24 protein-coding genes are annotated in these 21,594 nt (G+C 70.4%); 10 read left to right on the top strand and 14 right to left on the bottom strand.

Annotation, left to right across the window (positions count from 1 at the left end):
* Positions 1–2 precede the first annotated feature (2 nt).
* The gene (locus tag ACFY1H_RS36590; RefSeq protein WP_366579864.1) at positions 3–626 is read left to right on the top strand and encodes an MBL fold metallo-hydrolase; all 624 of its coding nucleotides are present in this window, start codon (positions 3–5) and stop codon (positions 624–626) included.
* Here ACFY1H_RS36590 and ACFY1H_RS36585 read toward each other — a convergent pair.
* Positions 623–1,390: a helix-turn-helix domain-containing protein gene (locus ACFY1H_RS36585; RefSeq protein ID WP_386954183.1), complete on the bottom strand. Its 768-nt coding sequence runs from the start codon at positions 1,388–1,390 to the stop codon at positions 623–625. The genes ACFY1H_RS36590 and ACFY1H_RS36585 overlap by 4 nt on opposite strands.
* A gap of 72 nt (positions 1,391–1,462) precedes the next feature.
* Between ACFY1H_RS36585 and ACFY1H_RS36580 the strand changes: the two genes are divergently transcribed.
* Positions 1,463–2,191, top strand: coding sequence for an SDR family NAD(P)-dependent oxidoreductase (locus ACFY1H_RS36580; RefSeq protein WP_366579867.1), 729 nt, complete (start codon positions 1,463–1,465; stop codon positions 2,189–2,191).
* Between the two features lie 2 nt (positions 2,192–2,193).
* Here the strand turns inward: ACFY1H_RS36580 and ACFY1H_RS36575 are convergent, their stop codons facing one another.
* Complete coding sequence (locus tag ACFY1H_RS36575) at positions 2,194–2,676, bottom strand: DUF309 domain-containing protein (RefSeq protein ID WP_366579869.1); 483 nt, start codon at positions 2,674–2,676, stop codon at positions 2,194–2,196.
* Positions 2,677–2,743: 67 nt separating this feature from the next.
* On the opposite strand from ACFY1H_RS36575, the gene ACFY1H_RS36570 reads away from it, so the two are divergent.
* Positions 2,744–4,183: a GuaB1 family IMP dehydrogenase-related protein gene (locus tag ACFY1H_RS36570; RefSeq protein ID WP_366579871.1), complete on the top strand. Its 1,440-nt coding sequence runs from the start codon at positions 2,744–2,746 to the stop codon at positions 4,181–4,183.
* Between the two features lie 43 nt (positions 4,184–4,226).
* On the opposite strand, the gene ACFY1H_RS36565 is transcribed toward ACFY1H_RS36570, so the two are convergent.
* Entirely contained in the window at positions 4,227–5,012 is a 786-nt protein-coding gene (locus tag ACFY1H_RS36565; RefSeq protein ID WP_366579872.1) for a hypothetical protein, read from the bottom strand.
* 101 nt (positions 5,013–5,113) lie between these two features.
* Positions 5,114–6,400 carry a PhoH family protein gene (locus tag ACFY1H_RS36560; RefSeq protein ID WP_366579873.1) on the bottom strand — a complete coding sequence of 429 codons (1,287 nt, stop codon included), beginning with the start codon at positions 6,398–6,400 and terminating at the stop codon, positions 5,114–5,116.
* Between the two features lie 735 nt (positions 6,401–7,135).
* On the opposite strand from ACFY1H_RS36560, the gene ACFY1H_RS36555 reads away from it, so the two are divergent.
* Complete coding sequence (locus ACFY1H_RS36555) at positions 7,136–7,381, top strand: hypothetical protein (protein WP_364050513.1); 246 nt, start codon at positions 7,136–7,138, stop codon at positions 7,379–7,381.
* Between the two features lie 86 nt (positions 7,382–7,467).
* On the opposite strand, the gene ACFY1H_RS36550 is transcribed toward ACFY1H_RS36555, so the two are convergent.
* Positions 7,468–8,244 carry an isoprenyl transferase gene (locus ACFY1H_RS36550; RefSeq protein WP_285972559.1) on the bottom strand — a complete coding sequence of 259 codons (777 nt, stop codon included), beginning with the start codon at positions 8,242–8,244 and terminating at the stop codon, positions 7,468–7,470.
* 129 nt (positions 8,245–8,373) lie between these two features.
* Between ACFY1H_RS36550 and ACFY1H_RS36545 the strand changes: the two genes are divergently transcribed.
* Positions 8,374–9,015, top strand: coding sequence for a hemolysin III family protein (locus ACFY1H_RS36545; RefSeq protein ID WP_386954295.1), 642 nt, complete (start codon positions 8,374–8,376; stop codon positions 9,013–9,015).
* Between the two features lie 27 nt (positions 9,016–9,042).
* Here ACFY1H_RS36545 and ACFY1H_RS36540 read toward each other — a convergent pair whose 3' ends face one another.
* The 3 genes from ACFY1H_RS36540 to ACFY1H_RS36530 form a co-directional block, all read right to left on the bottom strand.
* Positions 9,043–9,852: a hypothetical protein gene (locus ACFY1H_RS36540; RefSeq protein WP_386954176.1), complete on the bottom strand. Its 810-nt coding sequence runs from the start codon at positions 9,850–9,852 to the stop codon at positions 9,043–9,045.
* A gap of 46 nt (positions 9,853–9,898) precedes the next feature.
* Positions 9,899–10,039 carry a hypothetical protein gene (locus ACFY1H_RS36535; protein ID WP_386954173.1) on the bottom strand — a complete coding sequence of 47 codons (141 nt, stop codon included), beginning with the start codon at positions 10,037–10,039 and terminating at the stop codon, positions 9,899–9,901.
* Positions 10,040–10,142: 103 nt separating this feature from the next.
* Positions 10,143–11,036, bottom strand: a complete 894-nt coding sequence (locus tag ACFY1H_RS36530) for an MBL fold metallo-hydrolase (RefSeq protein ID WP_386954171.1) — start codon at positions 11,034–11,036, stop codon at positions 10,143–10,145.
* A 91-nt stretch (positions 11,037–11,127) separates the two neighbouring features.
* On the opposite strand from ACFY1H_RS36530, the gene ACFY1H_RS36525 reads away from it, so the two are divergent.
* Positions 11,128–12,003, top strand: coding sequence for an AraC family transcriptional regulator (locus ACFY1H_RS36525; RefSeq protein WP_386954168.1), 876 nt, complete (start codon positions 11,128–11,130; stop codon positions 12,001–12,003).
* Here the strand turns inward: ACFY1H_RS36525 and ACFY1H_RS36520 are convergent.
* Complete coding sequence (locus ACFY1H_RS36520) at positions 11,987–13,882, bottom strand: acyl-CoA dehydrogenase (RefSeq protein WP_386954165.1); 1,896 nt, start codon at positions 13,880–13,882, stop codon at positions 11,987–11,989. The genes ACFY1H_RS36525 and ACFY1H_RS36520 overlap by 17 nt on opposite strands.
* 127 nt (positions 13,883–14,009) lie before the next feature.
* Here ACFY1H_RS36520 and ACFY1H_RS36515 point away from each other — a divergent pair, with 127 nt between their 5' ends.
* Positions 14,010–14,504, top strand: coding sequence for a hypothetical protein (locus ACFY1H_RS36515; protein WP_386954162.1), 495 nt, complete (start codon positions 14,010–14,012; stop codon positions 14,502–14,504).
* A 353-nt stretch (positions 14,505–14,857) separates the two neighbouring features.
* On the opposite strand, the gene ACFY1H_RS36510 is transcribed toward ACFY1H_RS36515, so the two are convergent.
* The 4 genes from ACFY1H_RS36510 to mca form a co-directional block, all read right to left on the bottom strand.
* Positions 14,858–15,415 carry a hypothetical protein gene (locus tag ACFY1H_RS36510; RefSeq protein WP_386954159.1) on the bottom strand — a complete coding sequence of 186 codons (558 nt, stop codon included), beginning with the start codon at positions 15,413–15,415 and terminating at the stop codon, positions 14,858–14,860.
* Positions 15,416–15,514: 99 nt separating this feature from the next.
* Positions 15,515–17,506, bottom strand: a complete 1,992-nt coding sequence (locus ACFY1H_RS36505; RefSeq protein ID WP_386954157.1) for a thioredoxin domain-containing protein — start codon at positions 17,504–17,506, stop codon at positions 15,515–15,517.
* A 69-nt stretch (positions 17,507–17,575) separates the two neighbouring features.
* Positions 17,576–17,917 (bottom strand): hypothetical protein, encoded by a 342-nt coding sequence (locus ACFY1H_RS36500; protein ID WP_366579894.1) that lies wholly within the window; start codon positions 17,915–17,917, stop codon positions 17,576–17,578.
* A complete protein-coding gene (gene mca, locus ACFY1H_RS36495) occupies positions 17,914–18,828 on the bottom strand; it encodes a mycothiol conjugate amidase Mca (protein ID WP_386954154.1) in 915 nt (304 codons plus the stop codon). The genes ACFY1H_RS36500 and mca overlap by 4 nt, the downstream gene beginning before the upstream one ends.
* Positions 18,829–18,986: 158 nt before the next feature.
* Between mca and ACFY1H_RS36490 the strand changes: the two genes are divergently transcribed.
* From ACFY1H_RS36490 to ACFY1H_RS36480, 3 genes are all read left to right on the top strand, one after another.
* Positions 18,987–19,442 (top strand): DUF4307 domain-containing protein, encoded by a 456-nt coding sequence (locus ACFY1H_RS36490; protein ID WP_366579897.1) that lies wholly within the window; start codon positions 18,987–18,989, stop codon positions 19,440–19,442.
* A 198-nt stretch (positions 19,443–19,640) separates the two neighbouring features.
* The gene (gene greA / locus ACFY1H_RS36485; RefSeq protein ID WP_360594206.1) at positions 19,641–20,138 is read left to right on the top strand and encodes a transcription elongation factor GreA; all 498 of its coding nucleotides are present in this window, start codon (positions 19,641–19,643) and stop codon (positions 20,136–20,138) included.
* Between the two features lie 82 nt (positions 20,139–20,220).
* Complete coding sequence (locus tag ACFY1H_RS36480; protein WP_366579899.1) at positions 20,221–21,033, top strand: MBL fold metallo-hydrolase; 813 nt, start codon at positions 20,221–20,223, stop codon at positions 21,031–21,033.
* Here the strand turns inward: ACFY1H_RS36480 and ACFY1H_RS36475 are convergent.
* Entirely contained in the window at positions 21,030–21,494 is a 465-nt protein-coding gene (locus ACFY1H_RS36475) for an Lrp/AsnC family transcriptional regulator (protein ID WP_326838059.1), read from the bottom strand. The genes ACFY1H_RS36480 and ACFY1H_RS36475 overlap by 4 nt on opposite strands.
* Between the last annotated feature and the right edge of the window lie 100 nt (positions 21,495–21,594).

The following is a 21,594-nucleotide window of genomic DNA, read 5'->3' as shown; positions in this document are numbered from 1 at the left end:
CCATGACGGCGATAGTGCAGAACCTGGTCACGTCGGGCGTGTTCGAGCTCGACGGCGGCAGCTGGGAAGTGGACAACAACGTGTGGATCGTCGGCGACGACACGGAGGTGATCGTGATCGACGCGGCGCACGACGCCGACGCCATCGCCGACGTGGTCGGGGACCGCGCGCTGCGCGCCATCGTCTGCACCCACGCCCACAACGACCACGTCAACGCCGCCCCCGCCCTCGCGGAACGCACCGGCGCGCCGATCCTGCTGCACCCGGCCGACCGCGTCGTCTGGGACCTCACGCACCCGGACCGCGCCCCGGACGGCGACCTCACCGACGGCCAGACCATCACCGTCGCCGGCACCGACCTCAAGGTGATCCACACGCCGGGCCACGCCCCGGGCGCCGTCTGCCTCCACGCGCCCGACCTGTCCGTCCTCTTCACGGGCGACACCCTGTTCCACGGCGGCCCCGGCGCCACCGGACGGTCCTATTCGGACTACCCCACCATCGTCAAGTCCATCCGTGAACGCCTTTTCCCCCTCCCGGACCCCACGTCCGTCCGCACCGGCCACGGCGAGGGCACGACGATCGGCGAGGAAAAGGCGGCGTCGAAGGACTGGCCGGAGAGCTAAGCCAGCCGGCCCAACGCGTCGGCAGCAGGGCTGCCCGGTTCGGCGTGGTAGATCAGCACGTCCCACTCCCCGCCCGGCACCGTCAGCACCTGCCGCCCCAGCGACAGCTCACCCGCCACCGGGTGGCGGAAAACCTTGCGCGGAGCGGCGTTCGTGCGGACGTCGTGGCGGGGCCACAGCCGGGCGAAGTCCGGGCTCGCCGCCAGCAACTCGGCGACGAGGGCGTCCAGCGCCGGATCGCGCAGCGCGGTCCGGGCGCGGAGCATCGCGGTCACGTTGCGGGCCATCGCCGCCCAATGCGGGTGCAGCGAACGCACCGAGGGGTCGAGGAAAAACGCGCGGGCGAGATTCGTGCCCGGCCGGTACATCGGCGCCAGCGCCACGGCGAGCGGGCTGGCGGCGAGCACGTCCATCCGCCGTCCCCACACGAGCGCCGGGGCGGCGTTGTGCTCGACCAGTTCACGCACCCCAGCCGGCAGCTCGCCGCCGGTGACGCGGGGCGGTGACGCGAGTCGGTGCAGGTGGGCGGCGCCGTCGTCGCCCAGGCGGAGGGCGCGAGCCAGCGCGTCGAGCACCTGCGGCGACGGGTGCCGGTCGCGGCCCTGCTCGAGGCGCACGTAGTAGTCCACGCTCACGCCCGCGACGGCGGCCAGCTCCTCTCGCCGCAGCCCCGGCACGCGGCGCGGGCCGGCGTCGGGCAGGCCGACGTCGGCGGGGCTCACCAGCGCCCGCCGGGCACGCAGGAAGTCGCCGATGGCGTTCACGTCCCCAGGTTAACCGCGGGTGGCCCTGTCGCGGCCTGGTGACCGCCGAGCCCCGCGACGACGCTGGCGGCCATGATCACAGCCCTCGTGAGCGGCGCCAACAAGGGTCTCGGCCGCGAAATCGCCCGCGGTCTGGCCCGCCGGGGCGCCACCGTCCTGCTCGGCAGCCGCGACCTCGCCCTCGGCGAGAAAACCGCCGCCGAGCTCCGTGCCGAAGGCCTGGCCGTGACGCCGGTCCGGCTCGACGTGACGTCCGCGGCGGACATCGACGACGTCGCCCACCACCTCGAAACCCGCCACGGCAGGCTCGACGTCCTCGTCAACAACGCCGGCGCGCGCTTCTCCGTCGAACCCGCCGAGCTGACCGCGGAACACCTCCGCCGCGCCTACGAAACGAATCTCTTCAGCGTCGCCGCCGTCACGCACCGGATGCTGAACCTCCTGCGCGCCGCCGAAGCGCCGCACGTGGTCAACGTCGCCAGCACCTCAGCGTCGCTCGCCCTCACCACCGCGGAGGGCTCGCAGTTCGCGGCCGCGACGGACACCATCGCCTACTCGTCGTCGAAAACCGCGCTCGTCATGCTCACCATCCGCTACGCGACCACGTTCCGCGCCGACCCCGCGTATGCGCACTTCCACGTCAACGCCGTCACCCCCGGCTTCATCGCCTCCGACCTCAACGGCCACACCGGCCCCCGCACCGCCGAACAGGGCGCGCGCGTGGTCCTCGACCTGGTCGCGCAGGGCGCCGCGGCACCGACCGGGATGTTCCTCAACGAGGACGGGCCCGTGCCCTGGTGACCTCAGGGCGTGGTGCCGGCAGAACTCAGCCGCGGCGCCGCCGGTTCGGCGCGCACGCGCGTCTTCGCTTCTCCTGCCAGGTCGCGCGCCCACTTCTGCAAGCCGGGGACGTCGATCCCGTGCGGCGGCGCGGCCGCGAACGGCTCGAGGTTCACCGCGGCGCGCTCCAGCAACGCGACGGCGCCCGTGCCGTTGCCGCGAAGGGCGTGGGTCATGCCGACGGCCAGCTGCGCCAGGCCGCGCCACAGCTCGCGCTCGGGGCCGTCCGTGGCCTTCCACGCGTCTTCGAAGACCTCGTGGGCGTGGAACGGGCGGCCCTCGTCGAGCAGCTGCTGGGCTTCGGCGAGCGTCCCCGCCGGGGTGCGGACCACGCCTTCCGGCTGGCGGGCGACGCCATCGGCGCCGTACGGCAGGGGCCGGCCGAGCCCGTCGCGCGGGCGGGCGTTGCGCGCTCGGCCCGTTTCGTCGCGATCACGGCCGTTCATAACGGCATTGTTCCACGGGTCACGCCGGGTTCGCGTCCGGAGCTTCCGGCACGTAGTCTGGGGACTCGTGCGCTTTCTCGACGGGCACGTGCCCCCTCACGACCTGACCTACGACGACGTGTTCCTGCTGCCGAACCGCTCGGACGTGGAGTCCCGCTTCGACGTCGACCTGTCCACTGTGGACGGCACCGGTGCGACGATCCCCGTGGTGGTGGCCAACATGACGGCCGTCGCCGGGCGGCGGATGGCCGAGACGGTGGCCCGCCGCGGCGGCTTGGTGGTGCTGCCGCAGGACGTGGACACCGCCGCGGTGGCCGAGATCGTGACGTGGGTGAAGAGCCGCCACACCGTCTGGGACACCCCGCTCGTGCTCACGGGCGGTGACGCCGTCGCCGACGCCCTCAACCTGGTCCACAAGCGCGCCCACGGCGCCGTCGTGATCGTGGACGGCGAAGGCCGCCCCGTCGGCGTTGTCGACGAAGCCGCGTGCGCGGGCGTCGACCGCTTCGCGCGCCTGGCCGAGATCGCGCAGCCCGCGACCGTCGCCGTGCCGCTGGACACGCCGCCGCGCGAGGTCTTCGACCTGCTCCACACCCACGGCGGGCGCCTCGCGCTCGGCCTCGACGCCGACGGCCGCCTCGCCGGCGTGCTGACCAGCGTCGGCGCGCTGCGCGCGGGCGTCTACACCCCGGCCACCGACGCCGGCGGCAACCTGCGTGTGGCCGCCGCGATCGGCGTGAACGGCGACGTGGCCGCGAAGGCCGAGGCCGTGCTGGCCGCGGGCGTCGACACGCTGGTCGTCGACACGGCCCACGGGCACCAGGAGAAGATGATCGCCGCGCTGAAGGCCGTCCGCGCGATCTCGCCCGCGGTCCCGGTGGTCGCCGGCAACGTCGTCACCGCCGAGGGCACCCGCGACCTCATCCACGCGGGCGCTGACGTCGTGAAGGTCGGAGTCGGCCCGGGCGCCATGTGCACCACGCGCATGATGACCGGCGTCGGCCGGCCGCAGTTCTCCGCCGTCGCCGAGTGCGCCGCCGCTGCCCGCGAGCTGGGCAAGCACGTCTGGGCCGACGGCGGCGTCCGCCACCCGCGCGACGTCGCACTGGCGCTCGCCGCGGGCGCCTCGGCCGCCATGGTCGGCTCCTGGTTCGCCGGCACCCACGAATCCCCGGGCGACCTGCGTTACGACGAGCAGGGCCGGCCGTACAAGGAGTCGTTCGGCATGGCGTCCAAACGCGCCGTCGGCGCCCGCACCCGCACGGACAACGTGTTCGAGCGCGCCCGCAAGGCGTTGTTCGAAGAGGGCATCTCGACGTCGCGCATGGCCCTGGACCCCAACCGCCCCGGCGTGGAGGACCTGCTCGACTCCATCTGCTCGGGCGTGCGCTCGTCCTGCACCTACGCCGGCGCGCGCACGATGGAGGAATTCCACGAGCGCGCGCTGCTGGGCGTGCAGTCGGCCGCCGGGTTCGCGGAGGGACGGCCGCTGCCTTCTGGCTGGTGAGGACGCGTTTGTCGCCACCCGAACCTGGGTGGCGACAAGCCAGTCAATGCTCTTCGTAAAGCACTGCCCTCGGCCCGCCGGCAGCCCATGCGAAGTAGTCCCGCCACATCGACCAAAGCACCTCGCGCGGGCCATGGACTGTACCCGCGAAACTCACCCACTTGTCATGTACGTCGAGGGCATCGAGGCGAACTTCAGCCCAGCCTGGCTTAGCTACCGGGGAGAAGTGCCGCTCGGGCATATTCCCCGCGATCTTCGGTAGCCACGTCTCGAAGTCAAACGACAGAGTCACGCCGCCCTCCGAGTGGGAGGAGCTGCCATCTTCCACCGTGGTGGAGGAATCAAGATTCACCTCAGTCAGTGGAACGCACAACAAGGCGTCAGTCGACTTCAGGAAATACCACACCAATTCGACGAGCTCGCGACACTCAGCGACCGCCGGTGGAACCGCATCCTGATGCTCCACGGCGTTGCGGATCAGCATCAGCTTGCCCAGCATGAACTGCCGAGAGACGTTCAGCCGCTGCAATGTTTCCAGATCCCCGATCTTCCTCTCTCCCACGACCTGTCTCAGCCGGTTGAGCTGGTACATCTCGCGCAGAGATCGCACCCGATGGTCGATTGCCCGCTTGAGAGTGGTGACAATGTCAATTCGATGGAACTCCGACGTCGCTACGTCCAGCAACTCCTCGGCGTGCCGCCAATGGCGGTAGGCACGCACAGCGACCGCCTCATCCTCGACGGAGCTGGTCGCTCCCGGCCGAGCCCAGCCGCGCCACACCATCTTGAGCCAAGCCGGGCGGTCTGCGCAGAGTTCGATCTGGCTCACGAAGTTTGTATGTCCGTTCTCCGGCCGACGTTTGGCCGGGAACCTGAAACTACCGTGAGCCTGCCCGCCCCAGTTTCGGGACGGGCAGGCTCACGAGCGGATCAGCCGTGGTCCTCCAGCATTTCCGTCACCAGCGCCGCGATCGGCGACCGTTCCGAGCGCGTCAGCGTGACGTGCGCGAACAGCGGGTGCCCCTTCAGCTTCTCGATCACCGCCGAGACGCCGTCGTGGCGGCCGACGCGGAGGTTGTCGCGCTGGGCGACGTCGTGCGTGAGGACCACGCGCGACGCGGTGCCGAGGCGGGAGAGCACCGTGAGCAGCACGTTGCGTTCCAGCGACTGGGCCTCGTCGACGATCACGAAGGAGTCGTGCAGCGAGCGGCCGCGGATGTGGGTCAGCGGGAGCACCTCGAGCATGCCGCGGTCGAAGACCTCGTCGAGCACGTCCTGGCTGACCAGCGCGCCGAGAGTGTCGAACACCGCCTGCGCCCACGGCTGCATCTTCTCGCTCTCGGACCCGGGCAGGTAGCCGAGGTCCTGGCCGCCGACGGCGTAAACCGGGCGGAACACCACGACCTTGCGGTGCTGGCGGCGTTCCATCACCGACTCGAGACCGGCGCACAGGGCGAGCGCCGACTTGCCGGTGCCGGCGCGGCCGCCCAGCGACACGATGCCGACGTCCGAGTCGAGCAGCAGGTCGAGGGCCACGCGCTGTTCGGCGGAGCGGCCGTGCAGGCCGAACGCCTCGCGGTCGCCGCGCACCAGCCGCACGCGCTTGTCCGCCGTGACGCGGCCCAGGGCGCTGGAGCTGCCCGCGAGCAGCCGCAGACCGGTGTGGCACGGCAGCTCACCCACGTCGGGCAGGCCGTACTCGACCGGGTCGACGGTGCCGCCCGAGAAGAGGCTGTCGATCAGCTCCTGAGGAGCGTCCACGTCGGCCATGCCCGTCCAGCCCGACGGCGTGACCTCGCCCGCCCGGTACTCGTCGGCGGCCAGACCCACGGCCCCCGCCTTGACCCGCAGCGGGATGTCCTTCGTCACCAGCGTGACCGACGGCCGTTCCACCGCGAGGTTGAGCGCGCACGCGAGGATGCGGTGGTCGTTGGAGTCGGTCCGGAAGCCCACGGGCAGCACCGACGGGTCGGTGTGGTTGAGCTCCACCTGCAGGGTGCCGCCCTCGTCGCCGATCGGGATCGGCGCGTCGAGCCGGCCGTGCTTGAGCCGCAGGTCGTCGAGCAACCTGAGCGACTCGCGGGCGAACCAGCCGAGCTCGGGGTGGTGGCGCTTCGCCTCCAGTTCACTGATGACGACCAGGGGCAGCACGACCGCGTGTTCGGCGAACCGCGTCACCGCCCACGGGTCGGAGAGCAGCACAGACGTGTCGAGCACGTACGTGGACTGCCCGGATTCGGGCGAGATCGAGGCTTTCTCCGGGCCAGAGGCACCGGTCGAAGAACGGCCAGAGGCCTTGCGGGGTGAACGCTGCGCAGTCACGACGGCATCTCCCTCGAGGGCGTGTTGCACCCCACGCCCGCACTCGCTGGGCCGGGCACCTCCCTGGCTGGGTCCGTGCTCCCTGACGTTGGCTACGTCAGCGGGCACGGCCACGAGGGCCGGGTGCCGGCCCCCTCGTGCATCGTGTGGGCGGCTGTGCCGCCCCCTCGATCAACGCCACGACCAGGGCCTCCCGCGAGGACCCGCACGGAACGCGTGCCCTCACTTCCGGAAGGTACCGACGGATCGCGGTTCGTGCAGGCAGCCACACAGGTGATTCGCTCATTCGTCACCTCACCGTAGGTCGTCCGACATCGACACCCCGTCACTGTCACGCTGCGTCACCGAGTCAGCGATCGAGCGATCACGCGGTGGCATGATCATGGAAAAAAGATCACCGAACGCGTTCACGAGATCAGCGCAAAGGCTTGTACCACGGGCCGGACGAGAATGCAGTTCGCGTCCTGAAGACAGGACCGGACCGGGTGAACCACGCGATTTCGGCCTCACACAATGGGCGTACGCGGCATTCATTTCGGGCCCGGCGAGGGTAATTTTCTCACTGCGGGACACACCACCGGAAACTTCGGTGCCCCGGATCCCAGATATCTCTACCTAGGAGTGTGCGAAGTGCTGAAGAAGGCTGGAATCGTCGCCGGTGCCGCTGCGGGCCTGATGATGATCGGCGGCACGGCGTTCGCCTCGCCGGCAGACCACGGCTACACCCCGGACCCGACGTTCGGCGACGCCTACGCGACCTTCATCGAGGGTGGCGGGGCCCTGGGCTTCGGTGCCGCCTCGCTGGTCGCCGGTGCCTACACGGGCATCGCCACCACCCCGGCGCTGGTCCTCCACTCGCTGGAGCACCACGGCTGATAGCCGACCTCGGCTACGGAAGAGCCCCCGGAGTTCCGACTCCGGGGGCTCTTCTGCTGTGCCCGGGATTTCTCCGACCGAGCGCCTCAGGTTCCGAAGCGGCGGTGCCGCCAGGCGTAGTCACGAAGCGCGCGAAGGAAGTCGACGCGCCGGAATGCGGGCCAGTAGGCCTCCGTGAACCAGAATTCCGAATGCGCCGACTGCCAGAGCAGGAATCCGGAAAGCCGCTGCTCTCCTGACGTTCGGATAATAAGGTCGGGATCCGGTTGGCCGGACGTGTACAGGTGTTCCGAGATGTGGTCCACGTCGAGGATTTTCGCCAGCTCGCGGATCGACGTGCCCTCGTCGGCGTGCTGCAGCAGCAGCTTGCGCACAGCGTCGGCGATTTCCTGTCGCCCGCCGTAACCGACCGCGATGTTGACCTCCATGCCGGTGCGGTCCTCGGTGCGGGCCGCGGCGGCGGTGAGCTTCTTCGCGACGTCCAGCGGCAGCAGGTCCAGCGCCCCCATGATCCGCAGCCGCCACGGCACGGCGGGACCCGCGAGCTCGTCGGTGACGTCGGTGATGATCTTCAGCAGCGGCTCGAGCTCGTCGGGGTCGCGGTTGAGGTTGTCGGTCGAGAGCAGCCACATGGTGACGACCTCGACGTCGGCCTCGCGGCACCAGCTGAGGAAGTCGGCGATCTTCTTGGCACCCGCGCGGTGCCCGTCGGCCACGTCGGTGAACCCGGCTTCGCGCGCCCACCTGCGGTTTCCGTCGAGCATGATCGCGATGTGCCGAGGATGGCGGCCCCGCGCCTGCTGGATCAGGCGGCGGCCGTAGACGCTGTAGACGACGTCGGACAGGAAGGACCGGAGGCTCACGTCGGCTGAGCGTACGCACCCCCGCGTCACACGTGTGACGCGCCACGGGGGGTGGCGAAAAACCTACGCTCCCGTAGCGTGGGGTCGGTGAGCGTGACGACCGAACCCCCACCGTCCGGCCCTGCGCCAGTGGACACCCGCCCGCGCCTGCGCGGCCACATCCACTTCTGGTCCTTCTTCGGCGCGGTCGCGGGCACCGCCGTCCTGGTCAGCCTCGCCGCGTCGACCGTCTCACCCCTGGCCGCGCTGGCGACGTCCGTCTACGGCCTGACCGTCCTCGGCGTCTTCGGCGTGAGCGCTCTCTACCACCGCCGCCTGTGGAGCCCGCGCGCGTACAAGTGGATGAAGCGCGCCGACCACTCCATGATCTTCCTGTTCATCGCCGGCACCTACACCCCGTTCACCCTGCTGGCCATGTCGAAGCCCACGGGCTACATCATCCTGGCCATCGTCTGGGGCGGCGCCATCCTGGGCGTCGCGATGAAGATGCTGTGGCCGCACGCCCCCCGCTGGCTCGGCGTGCCGATCTACATCGCCCTGGGCTGGGTCGCCGTCTTCGTCATGCCGGAACTCGCCCAGCACGCCGGCGTCGCCGCCCTGGTCCTCATCTGCGTGGGCGGCCTGTTCTACACCCTGGGCGCGGTGTTCTACGCGGTGAAGTGGCCGAACCACTGGCCGGAGACGTTCGGGTACCACGAGTACTTCCACGCGTGCACGGTGCTGGCGGCGGTGTCGCACTACATCGCGATTTGGCTGGCGTTGTACGCGTAGCTGCGGTGCTTCGAGGGGTCGATCCTCTCACTCCTCGATCCGGGTTCTCCGGCCCGGATCGAGGAGCATGCTGCCGATGTTCGTCCACTCGAGTCGGTCGCGCCATGCCTTGTCACGGGTGCACCAGCCCCACAGGGCAGCGACAACCTGGGGGCGATTTCTGGCGTATGCCTGGAAGTGCTCCTGCGGGCCACCAGCCCGGTACTCGATCTGATAGTCACCCTGCGGGCGCCGCATCGACTGGATGTAGTGCGCGTCGGGTGCCGCGGTTCGTTCGATGATCAGGAACTGACCCGCGGTTCGCAGGTAACCGACGTCGTTGCGGATCAGGTCTTCAGTGAGGTTGTACTTGGTGAAGCCGTTCGACCACCGCATGATCGCGTCGGACACGACGAGGCCCTCGGGTTCGGAGCTCGGCAAGGCAGCGACTGCCACGGATGGCTGAACGAGTTGCGCGGAGGGCTCCTCCCAGTAGTCCCGAGCGTCGTCTCCGACCCCGTGATCCCGCGGGAGCGCCAACCACCCAGCCTCGAAGGACGGCCGTCGTTCCCGATGCTCCGGGGGAACCACGCTCACGTTTCCCGTCAGCTTCCGGCGGCCACGAACGAGGTCTCGCGGCTTGCCCTCGCGCACGTAGACCGAGGCCAGCGCCAGGGCTTTCGCCGGCATCATGCCGCCGCCCGACGGAGTGCTGGGACCACGCAATTCCAGCCAGTGCCCCACCGAACCGATCCGGAGGAGCTCGTCCCCCGTGCAAGTCAAGACCCAGTGCGCGGTTTCGACCTCGCCGTACTGAACCAGGTACCCGGCAATGCTCGAATCGGCGGCGTCGATCATTCCCACAGCTTATCGCCGCCGGCACGCGAAACTGCCGATTCCCGGCTCACCGCAGCAACAAGAACACCGCCGCTCCCACGGTCCCCCGGCTGATCAAAACCAGTAGTGCGTAACGGAACGTCGTCGCCCAGCCGGCTTTGGCGGCGGTGAGCAGGGTGGCGTGGCTGGTCCCCCGGGTGGCTGTCAAGGCCAGGACCTCCAGTGATGGGGATGGAATCCCCCCAGGCAGCGGCAGAACCGGCGCCTGGCCGAAGGGTAGCGGGCGGCCCGGGGTCGCCGCGAGGGGCCGATCAGGTGGCGTCGCGCCAGGTGTGGATGGAGAGGCCGGAGCCGGAGCGGCGGAGCTCGACGGCCGAGGCGTCGGCGAAGTGGGCCGGGACGACCAGTTCACCCAGGTCGGCGGCGCGGGTCAGGACCCGGGTGCGTGTGGTGGCGGCCTGAACGGGGTCTTCGCAGAAGCAGCTGCTGTGCGCGGGCGCCAGGATCTGCACTGGGCTGTGCAGCAGATCCCCCACGAACACCGCGCGATCCGAGCCGGAAGTCAAGCGCAGCAAGGAAGATCCGGGCGTGTGGCCGGGCGCGGACTCAAGGATCAGGTTGCCGTCGATGCGGTACGAGTCCTCCCACAGCACGGCGCGGTCGAGGACCGGGGTGATGCTGTCGGCGTAGACCAGGAGGCTGCCCTGCAAGCGAAGCGGGTCGACGGAGCGGCGGTGGACGTTGCGCGGATCGAACCACTCCTGGTCGGCGCGCGGGATGAGGTACGTGGCGTTCGGGAAGGTCGGGACCCAGCCGTCGCCGTCGGCGCGGGTGTTCCAGCCGACGTGGTCGTAGTGGATGTGGGTGTTGACCACGACGTCGACGTCGCCCGGTTGCACGCCGGCGGCGGCCAGGCGTGCCAGGAAGTCCGTGTCGAGGTGGTCGAACAGCGGGATTTGCGGCCGAGTGCGCCCGTTGCCGACCCCGGTGTCCACGAGGATCACCTTGCCCTCGCTGCGCAGCACCCACGTCTGCACGGCGGCGTGGTACGCGTCGGCCTCCGGGTGCCAGTGCCGCGGCGCGAGCCACTCCTCGTTGTCGCGCCAGAGTTCGGCCGGGGTGTCCGGCAGAACGGCGGACACGGGCGCGATGTCGCCCGACCACTCGACGACCTTGGTCACTTCGACTTCACCGAGCTGAATCATGCTCTCGACGTTAAGCCGCACCGATGAGCATTCCAATGCTTCAAATCTGCGAATCGATGCGCAAAAGTCTCATCGCCTTACACTGGGCAGCATGGATGTGCTCAGCGACGCGATCGCCGTGATGCGCACCGGCGAGCCGTCGTCCAACCGGCTGCGCGTCGGCGGCGAGTGGTGCTACCGGTTCGCGCCGTACGCGGGCGCCGGGTTCCACGTGGTCCTGCGGGGCACCGGCTGGCTGCTCACCGAAGACGAACCCGTGCAGCTCAGCCCCGGCGACGCCGTGCTCCTGCCCCGCGGCGCCACCCACGTCCTGTCGGCTACGCCCGACGGCCGGCGCGCGGTCCCGTTCGAAACCGCCGTCGACGATCCGGCGGGCGGCACGGATCTCCTCTGCGGCAAGTACCGCTTCGACTACTCGCGAGCGCACTTCCTCGTCGACGGTCTGCCCGACGTCGTGCACCTGCCGGCCCGCGTCGGCGAGCACACCGAGCTGCGCACGGCCATCACGCTGCTCGGCGGTGAGGTGCACGACAGCCGGCCCGGTCGCGACGCCGCCGTTGCCGGGCTGCTGGACCTGCTGCTCGTCTACCTCGTACGTGCGTGGTTCGCCGACCACCCGCAAGCCGGCTGGCCGAAAGCGTTGCAGGACCCCGAAATCGCCGCGGCCCTGCAGGCGTTGCACGCGGACCCGGCGCGCGCGTGGCGGCTCGAGGACCTGGCCGCCGAGGTCGGCCTGTCCCGTGCGACGCTCGCCCGCCGCTTCACCGCCCTCACCGGCCGCGCACCGATGGCCTACCTCGCGTGGTGGCGCATGGCCACCGCGGCGCGCCTCCTGCGCGACGGCGACCGCGCGTTGTCCGCCATCGCGCGGCAGGTCGGCTACGGCTCGCCGTACGCGTTTTCCCACGCCTTCAAACGACATTTCGGCGTGGCCCCGGGCCAGTACCGGCTCAGTCCCGCAGCATAGGCGCGGCCAGGAACTGCGCTGGAATCGCAAAAGCGTCCACCAAAGTCCGAGCGTGCGGGCGCAGCTCGGCACACAACTCGTTCACCGCGGCAGTCACCGCCTTCGACCGCGACGAAGTCAGGCGTCCGTGCTCCAGGAACCACGCCCGGTCCTCCTCGATGGCCGACAGGGCGTACAGATCGCACACCCGCGACAGCAAAGCCGCGGCCTCCGGATCGGCGCACGCGTCGACCGCGCGGGCGAACGCCGACAGCACAAGGTGATCCACGTGCACCCGGCCGGCGCGCAGCACGTGGTCCTGCGCGGCGTTGAAGACGCCGAACGGGTCGTCGGCGGCCTTGCGCAGGCGGTTGGCGACGCCGTCGAGCACGTGTTCCTCGCGGTCCTCGAAGAGGCGCAGTTGCCATTCGCGGTCGAAGAGCACCTCGGCGTCGTCGGATTCCGTCAGGCGTTCGACGAACTTGCGGGCGGAGGTGCGTTCCAACACCGCGCCCACGAGTTGTTCGGCGACGAAGCGCGCGGTCGCAAGTGGACTGAGGTCTTCGAAGTGCTCTTTGTATTGCGTGAGAAGGCCTTTGGCCACGAGCTGGAGCAGAACCGTGTTGTCGCCCTCGAAGGTCGTGAAGACGTCGGTGTCGGCTTTGAGGCCGGCCAGCAGGTTTTCCGACAGGTAACCGGCGCCGCCGCAGGCTTCGCGGGCGGCCTGGATCGTGGCGGTGGCGTGCCAGGTGTTGGCGGCTTTCAGGCCGGCCGCGCGGGATTCCAGCTCGCGTTGTTCCTCTTCGGGCGCGTCGGGCGCGATGTCGTTCAGCTTCGCGACGAGCTCTTCCTGCGCGAAGTGCAGCGCGTACGTCTTCGCGAGCGCAGGCAGGAGCTTGCGCTGGTGGCCGAGGTAGTCGAGGATCACGACCTCGTCGCCGTCGGGGCGCTTGAACTGCCGGCGCTGCTCGCCGTAGCGGATGGCCAGCGTCAGCGCGCGTTTCGTGGCGCTGCCGGCACTTCCGCCGACGCTCACGCGGCCGCGGATGAGCGTGCCGAGCATCGTGAAGAAGCGGCGGCCGTCGCTTTCGATGGGGCTGGAGTAGGTGCCGTCCTCGGCGACGTCGCCGAAGCGGTTCAGCAGCGCTTCGCGCGGGATGCGGACGTGGTCGAAGGCCAGGCGGCCGTTGTCGACGCCGTTGAGGCCCGCCTTGCGGCCACAGTCCTCGATCGTGACGCCGGGCATGGGCTCGCCGGAGTCGTCGCGGATGGGCACGAAAAACGCGTGCACGCCACGGGATTCGCCGCCCGTCACGAGCTGCGCGAAGACGACCGCGGCGTGGCCGTCGCGGGCCGCGTTGCCGATGTATTCCTTGGTGGCGCCCGGATCCGGGCTGTGGACCACGAACTCCTGCGTCGCCGGGTCGTACGTCGCGGTGGTGTGCAGGTGCTGCACGTCGGAGCCATGGCCGTGCTCGGTCATCGCGAAGCAGCCGAGCAGGTCGAGGTCCATGATGCGCCGCAGGTACTTCTCGTGGTGGCGCTGGGTTCCGAGGAGCTGGACGGCGCCGCCGAACAGCCCCCACTGCACGCCGGCCTTGACCATCAGCGAAAGGTCACCGAGGCCGAGCATCTCGAACGACACCACGGAACCACCGATGTCGCTCTGCCCGCCGTAGGCGCGGTCGAACCCGAGCGCGGGCCGGTCCGTGGCGGCGAGTTTGCGCAGCTGGTCGAGCACCTGCGCGCGGTGCGCCTCGATGTCCAGGTCGACGGGATCGCGGAACTCCTCGGCCGACATCTGCGCACGCACACCGCCGCGCAGCTCGGCCCAGCGGCCGTCGAGGACGGCGGTGAGCGCGTCCGGATCCACCTTCGCGGGAACGGCAGGGATGTCCACGGCTCCTCCTCGGTGAGACTGGGCTACTCACTGGTAAGCCTGCTCCCGCCGCCGCGTCGTCGCAGGTCGAGGTGACGAAGACGACTCGATCGTTTGGTGGCTGTCCCGGCGGGGAAAGCCCGCGGCGATGAGTTCGCAAGTCACCGCCACGTGGGTCTCGGCGATCGGCAGTGCCGGCTCACTGCTCGGGTTCGCGTCGTACGTGTGGATCATGCTGCTCAACCGCAAGGACCAGCCCGAGATCCGGCAGCAGGAACAGGCCCACTCCGTGTCCGCCTGGCTCGACGAGGGCGGCCGCTACGACCGCGCCGAGGACTACGTCGTGTGCGTCCACAACGGCGGCGACGCCCCCGCGTTCGACTGCACCGTCACCGTCCGCCGCCCCGACGAAAACACCCCGCACCAACTGCGGCTCGCCATCGTCCCGCCCGGCGCCACCGCCGTGCGCGGCCTGCCCTTCGGCCACGCCCAGCTCCCGGCCGACGACCTGTACTCCACCGCCGCCGTCCCGGGCCTGCAGTTCACCGACTCCCACGGCGGGCACTGGGGCCGCGACTCCGACGGCCTGCTGACGCGGACGGACCGCCGGACTCTGCGGGGACGGTGGCGTTCCCGGGTCTGACCGGGGCTCTCGGGCGACGGAACGGCCGCGCGGCGGAGGGTGGCCGGCTCACGCGGCGGGGACTTTCGCGCCAGACGAGAGTGGCCGGGCGACGGAACCCACCACAACCGCGCGCACGCAGCGATCGACAACCGGCCCCTGCGTGCGGGGAACTCCCGCGCCGCAACGAAAACCCTTGCCCGGCGGGTCCTCCGCGAACACCAGCGCGGGAGGGCGCCCGAGAGTGGCCGGCTCGGGCGCGGCGGGGACTTTCGCGCCGGTCCGGCCACGCCACTACCCGCGCCCGTCAGCCGCCCCATACGCGAAAGGGACCCTCGCGCCGAAGCACGAGGGTCCCCGTCGGTACCCGGCTGTCAGCTCAGGTCCGGGCCTTTCGAGCGCAGGTCGTCGACCTTGGTCATCGCGTCGCGGAGCTCGGCGAGCCAGGTGTCGGCGTGTTCGCCCACGAGCCGGACGGCCCAGACCAGGGCCTCGGAGCGCGAGCGGGCGACGCCGGCCGCGACGAGGGTGTCGAGGACCAGGCGTTCGGGCTGGCGCAGCCGTGTCATCACGGGCGCGGACAACGTCGTGAACAGCACCTTCGTGCCGCCGAGCTTGGCGCCCCACGCGACCTTGCGCTGGTAGCGGTGCTCGGCCTGCCGGGCGATCTCGATGCGCTCGTCGCGCGTGTCTTCGCGGAACCGGCTGATGCGGCCGTCCTCGGCGGCCGCGCGGGCCGCGTCGTCGGCGTATTCGCCGGTCAGCGCGGGCAGCTCGCCCACGATGATGATCTCCTCGCGGTCGACCGTGACCTCCGGGTCGCCCGTGAACCAGCCGTCCGGGAGGCGGCCGCCGAGCCAGGCGGCCGCGTCTTCGGCCGACGGCACCTCGGCCTGCTGCCAGCCGCCGCGGCCCTTCCAACCTCGTCCCATGTGTTCCACCACCTCGAAGTGCGCGATTACATGATTACCTCGCTACTGAAGCTACGCCGAATACACGTCGGGCAGGGCAGTGTTCACCAGGGGCGGAACTCAGAGCTGCGCGAGCAGGTCCTCCGCCGAGGTCACCGGGCGATCGCAGACGTAGCCGCGGCAGACGTACGCCGCCGCAGCGCCGTCCACCAGCGGGCGGTCCGCCAGCAGCGGCACGCCGGGCGCGTCCGGAGCGCCACCCAGCACCACACCGCCGCCGTGGATCTGTCGCGCGGCCGCTGCGATCAACGCCGCCCGGTCCTCCCCGACGACGGCCACCTGCACCGGCCCCGACTGCGCCGCTTCAGCCACCGAAAGCCAGTGCCCGGCGAACCGCGGCGCCCGGCCGATCAGCAGGCCGGCACGCTGCAACCCCGCATCGGCCGCGTCGCGATACCGCGCGGCCTGCTCGTACCCGCCCAGCGCGGAAGCCGTCAGCAACGCTCCCGCCAACGCCGATGCTCCCGAAGGGCTCGCGTTGTCCGTGGGGTCGGAAGGGCGCTGCACCAACGTTTCCGCGTCGTCCGCGGTGTCGTGGTACGCGCCAACGACGTCCGAAGCGAAGTGCGTCAACGCCAGGTCCAGCAGCCGCGAAGCCTCCTCCAGCCACCGCGGCTCGCCTGTCGCCTGGTGCAGGGCGAGCAGCCCGTCGGCCAGGCACGCGTAGTCCTCGAGGACGCCCGCCGGCACGCCCACCACACCGTCGCGCGAGCTGCGCCGCAGCCGGCCGTCCACGAGATGCGTGGACAGCAGCAGCGAAGCCGCTCCGCGCGCCAGCTCGATCCACTGTGGACGCTCCAGCGCGACACCCGCCTCGGCGAGCGCGGTGATGGCGAGACCGTTCCACGCGGCCACCACCTTGTCGTCCCGCGCCGGCTGCGGCCGCGAAGCCCGCGCGGCCAGCAACGCCTGCCGGACGCGCTCGAACCGGTCAGTGGACTCCGGATCACCCGGCAGCTGCAGGGTCGACGAGCCCTTTTCGAACGTCCCGGACTCCGTCACCGAAAACACCGAAGCCGCCCATACGCCGTCCTCGTCCCCGAGCACCTCGCGCAGCTCGGCCGGCGTCCAGACATAAGTGAGACCCTCGACGCCTTCGGTGTCCGCGTCGAGCGAAGCCGCGAAGCCGCCCTCCGCGGTCAGCAGATCGGCCTCCAGGAACCGGACGATCCCCTCGGCGACACCCAGAGCGAACGGAGACCCCCGCCGCGCCAAATGGGCGTAAACCCGGAGCAGCAAAGCGTTGTCGTACAACATCTTCTCGAAGTGCGGCACGATCCACTCGGCGTCCACGGAGTACCGAGCGAAGCCGCCGGCGAGCTGGTCGTGGATGCCACCGCGGGCCATGGCCTCCGCGGTCGACGAAGCGAGCGACAGCGCTTCGGACGAGCCCGTGCGCTCGTGGTGGCGCAGCAGGAACTCCAGCACCATCGACGGCGGGAACTTCGGCGCGCCGCCGAACCCACCGTGGACGGGGTCCACCTCGGCCGCGAGCTTCTCCACGGCGCCGGCCAGCACGCCGGTGTCCACCGCCGAGGCCTGCAACGGCCCGCTCTGCTCGGTGAGGTGCCCGATCAGCCGCTGCGCGCCCTCGCGCAGGTCTTCCGGCCGCTCCGTCCACGCCTCCGAGACGGCCACGAGCAGCTGCCCGAACGACGGGATGCCCGGCCGCGGCGTCGGCGGGTAGTAGGTACCGCAGTGGAACGGCTCACCCTCGGGTGTGAGGAAACAGGTCATCGGCCAGCCGCCCTGGCCGGTCATGGCCTGGGTGGCGGCCATGTAGACCGCGTCGATGTCCGGCCGCTCCTCGCGGTCGACCTTGATGTTCACGAAGTGCGCGTTCATCAGCGCCGCGGTGCCCTCGTCCTCGAAGGACTCGTGGGCCATCACGTGACACCAGTGACACGCCGCGTAGCCGACCGACAGCAGGATCGGCACGTTGCGCTCACGCGCCTCGGCCAGCGCTTCGGGCCCCCATTCGCGCCAGTCGACGGGGTTTCCCGCGTGCTGCAGGAGGTACGGGCTGGTCGCGTCCGCCAGTCGGTTCGCCATGCCACCAGGGTGGCACGGCGCTCGCCGGGCCTCGTCAGGCCCGTCGGCGAACCCGCCCGGCGGGCAGGGTCAGTCGGACTTGGCCCGCGCCGGGTCCGCCGGTTCGGCGACCTTCGCCTCGACCTGCTCGCCCGCGTCGTCCGAAGGCTTTTCGCCCGAAGTGTCGGAACCCTCGGAGGACGCCTCCTCCTTGTCGAAGCTCGCCGGCACCTTCTTCAGGTGCTTGCTCATCGACCGGATGAGGAACGCGACCGCGATCAGGAACAGGATCAGCACCAGCAGGCCGACGGGCGAGGACTTGCCGAAGTCCTCACCCTGGCCGCCGTTGTCACCGCTGTCGGGCTGCTGGGCCAGGAACAGGGCCGACGCCGTCAGCGGGGCGACCGCGACGGCCGGCACACCGAAACTCATGGACTCACCTTCTCCTTGATGCCGGCGAACAGATCATCCTCCGGCAGCGTGCTGTCCACCAGGGAGCGGTTCAGCTCGTACTCCTCGGTCGGCCACGTCTCGCGCTGGATCTCGAGCGGGACCGCGAACCAGCGGCTGGTCGGGTCGATCTGCGTGGCGTGCGCCTTCAGCGCCTCGTCGCGCACCTCGAAGTATTCACCGCACTCGATCCGGGTGGTCACCCGCTCCATGATGTCGGCCCGGTCGGGGTCCCAGGACTTGAGCCACTCCTCGTACGGCGAGGGCAGGCCGGCCGCCTTGAGCGCCGTGTCGAACGCGATCATCCGGGCCTTGGAGAAGCCGTGCACGTAGTACAGCTTGAGCGGCTGCCACGGGTCGCCGGCGTCCGGGAACCGGTTCGGGTCGCCCGCCGCGTCGAAGGCCGCCATCGACACCTCGTGGGTGCGGATGTGGTCCGGGTGCGGATACCCGCCGTTCTCGTCGTAGGTGATCAGCACGTGGGGCTGGAACTCCCGCACCACGCGCACCAGCGCCTCGGTGGACTCCTCCAGCGGCACCACGGCGAACGAGCCCTCCGGCACCGGCGGCAGCGGGTCGCCCTCGGGCAGTCCCGAGTCGACGAAGCCGAGCCAGCGGTGCTTCACCCCCAGGATCTTCGCCGCCCGCGCCATCTCGTCGCGCCGGATCTCGGCCATGTTGGCCAGCACCTCGGGCCGGTCCATGGCGGGGTTGAGGATGCTGCCCGCCTCACCGCCCGTGCACGTCACGACCATGACCTCGTGGCCCTCGGCGACGTACTTCGCCATCGTGGCGGCGCCCTTGCTGGACTCGTCGTCCGGGTGCGCGTGCACCGCCATGAGACGCAGGTTTGAGGCGCGGTCGCTCGTCATCAGCTCGTCAGCTCGCACCATGTTCCGAACGACCCTTTCGTGTCCCGTTATTCCGTCGTACCCTGCCCCGGCTCCACGCCACCGGAACGGCTCGCGGATACTCGACGACAGGTGGTGCCCCCAGGCGGGCTCCCCCCATTGTCCCCGCGGGTACGACAAGAACGACCGGAGGCCCGGACTTGCAGACCGGAGAGACCGCAACCGCCGAGGGAGACGCCCGTCCGGCGCCGCCCGCGGACCGGTACGGGTCGGCGGGCAAGACGGGGTCGAAACGCTGGAAGCGCTGGGTTTTCACCGCGATCGCGGTGGTCGCGGGCTTCGCCGTGGCGTGGATCGCCTACGTCAACCTCGGCCAGACGTCGATCGACGCGGAGCGCGTGGCGTTCGAACCCCGCCCGGGCAACGCGATGCAGATCACCATCAACGTGACGCGTGACGACCCCGACAAAGCCGGGGTGTGCGTCGTGCGGGTGCAGGACAGGTCCGGCTCCGAGAGCGGCCGGAAAGAGGTGCTGGTTCCCGCCGGGGCCGGCCACAGCCGGGTGAGCACGGTGGTGAAGAGCATCGGGGAACCGGTGACAGCCGACGTGTACGGCTGCTCGTACTCCATACCACGTTACATGTCAACCCCATAGCGGCCAACGGGGTGAAATGCGCGGCGAGTGCCCGCGCGCCGTGGAATGGACCGGCGTCGCTGCACCCTGCCGTGATAAGCTGACACACCAGCACGGCCCGAGGCGGGCCGTGTTTTTCCTTTATCCCAGCCGTGCGGGCGCAGTGAGCCCGTGCGGAGGCCGGCTTGAACACCCAAGCCTGGCAGGCCCGACGAGGAGATGGTGACCGTGAGCGACAAGGTGACCTGGCTGACCCAGGATGCCTACGACAGGCTCAAGCACGAGCTCGACGAAATGATCGAGAATCGTCCGGTCATCGCTGCGCGCATCAACGACAGCCGCGAAGAGGGAGACCTCAAGGAAAACGGCGGTTACCACGCGGCGCGCGAGGAGCAGGGCCAGGCCGAGGCGCGCATCCGCCACCTGCAGGAACTGCTGCGTTCGGCGAAGGTCGGCGAGGCGCCCGAGGACGACGGCACCGCCGGTCCCGGCAAGGTCCTCACCGTGAAGTACGCGGGCGACGACGACGAGGAGAAGTTCCTCCTCGCCACCCGCGAAGAGGGCGCCGAGGGCGCGCTCGACGTGTACTCCCCGGAGTCGCCGCTGGGCAAGGCCCTGCTCGGCGCCAAGGAAGGCGAGTCGCGCGAGTACGAGCTGCCCAACGGCCGTACCCAGCAGGTGACGCTGGTCAAGGCCGTGCCCTACAGCGAGGCCTGACCCACCGCGGTCTCCGCGTACCCGGCTCGCGAGAGCCGGGTACGCGACTAGCGTGGCCCCTGAACACCACTGGGAGGCCACGATGAGCACCGAACCGATGTGCCGCGCTTGCGGAATGCAATACCCGGGACCCCGCGACGACTGCCCGATCTGCGAGGACGAACGCCAGTACGTCCCGCTCACCGGCCAGGCCTGGACCGACCTCGCGACGCTGCGGTCGAGCGGCGAGTACCGCCCGCGCGTCGAAGAGCAGGGACCGGGCGTGATCGGCATCGGTTCCGAGCCCGGTTTCGCGATCGGGCAACGCGCACTGCTCGTGCAGGCCGCCTCCGGCAACTTCCTCTGGGACTGCGCGGCGTACCTCGACGACGCGCTGGTGCAGCAGGTCACCGAACTCGGCGGCATCACCGGCATCGCGATCAGCCACCCGCACTACTACACGACGATGGTCGAGTGGGCCCACGCGTTCGACGCGCCGATCTACCTGCACGAAGGCGACCAGGAGTGGATCGGCCGCCCCGACCCGTCGATCCGGCTCTGGTCCGGCACCACCCTCGACGTGGCCGACGACCTGCGGCTGATCAACCTCGGCGTGCACTTCACCGGCGGCACGGTGCTCCACTGGCCGGCGGGTGAAGACGGCCGCGGGGCCCTGCTGGCGGGCGACATCGTCCAGGTCATCCCCGACCGCACCCACGTCGGTTTCATGTACAGCTACCCGAACCTGATCCCGGAACGGCCGAGCGTGGTGCGCCGCGCGGCCGAACTGCTGGAGCCGTACGCGTTCGACGCGATCTACGGCGCGTGGTGGGACCGGATCGTGCGCAGTGACGGGCACGAGGTCGTGCAGCGTTCGGCGAAGCGGTACCTCGCGCACGCGCTCGACGCGTTCTAACCGCGCGCCGTACGTTCCAGCAGCGGACGCACGCGCGGCGGCACCGGCGTGGACAGGGCGATCGAGGTGGACGTGCGCAGCACCCCGTCCACGCCGACCACCTCGTCGATCACGCGTTGCAGGTCGTCGTTGTCGCGCGCCACCAGCCGGACGAACAGGTCGCCCTGCCCGGTGGTGGCGTGCACCTCGCACACCTCCTCGATGGCGGCGAGCGCCTCGGCCACGCCGCCGCGCCGACCCTGCGCGATCTCCAGCACGGCGAACGCGGTGAGCCCGTAGCCCATCGCGGCGAGGTCCAGCTCGGGCGGGAAGCCGCCGAGGATGCCGCGTTCGGTGAGCCGGTCCAGGCGCGCCTGGACCGTGCCGCGCGCGACGCCGAGGCGGCGCGCGCACTCCAGCACCCCCAGCCGGGGCGAGTCGGTGAGCAGCAGCAACAGCCGGGCGTCGAGCGAGTCGAGCACGGTTCCTCCCTGCGCAGGTTGTCCACGTTGACCGCAGCTTACGGGTTTTCGCTGAGCACATTGTCCAGTGAATTCGGTGACCGTTGCTCAACTTGCCGTG

The sequence above is a fragment of the Amycolatopsis sp. NPDC001319 genome (assembly GCF_042896185.1).
Taxonomy (GTDB): Bacteria; Actinomycetota; Actinomycetes; order Mycobacteriales; family Pseudonocardiaceae; genus Amycolatopsis.
Note: the sequence above shows the minus strand (reverse complement) of the source record. Positions and strands in the feature narration are given on the sequence as shown.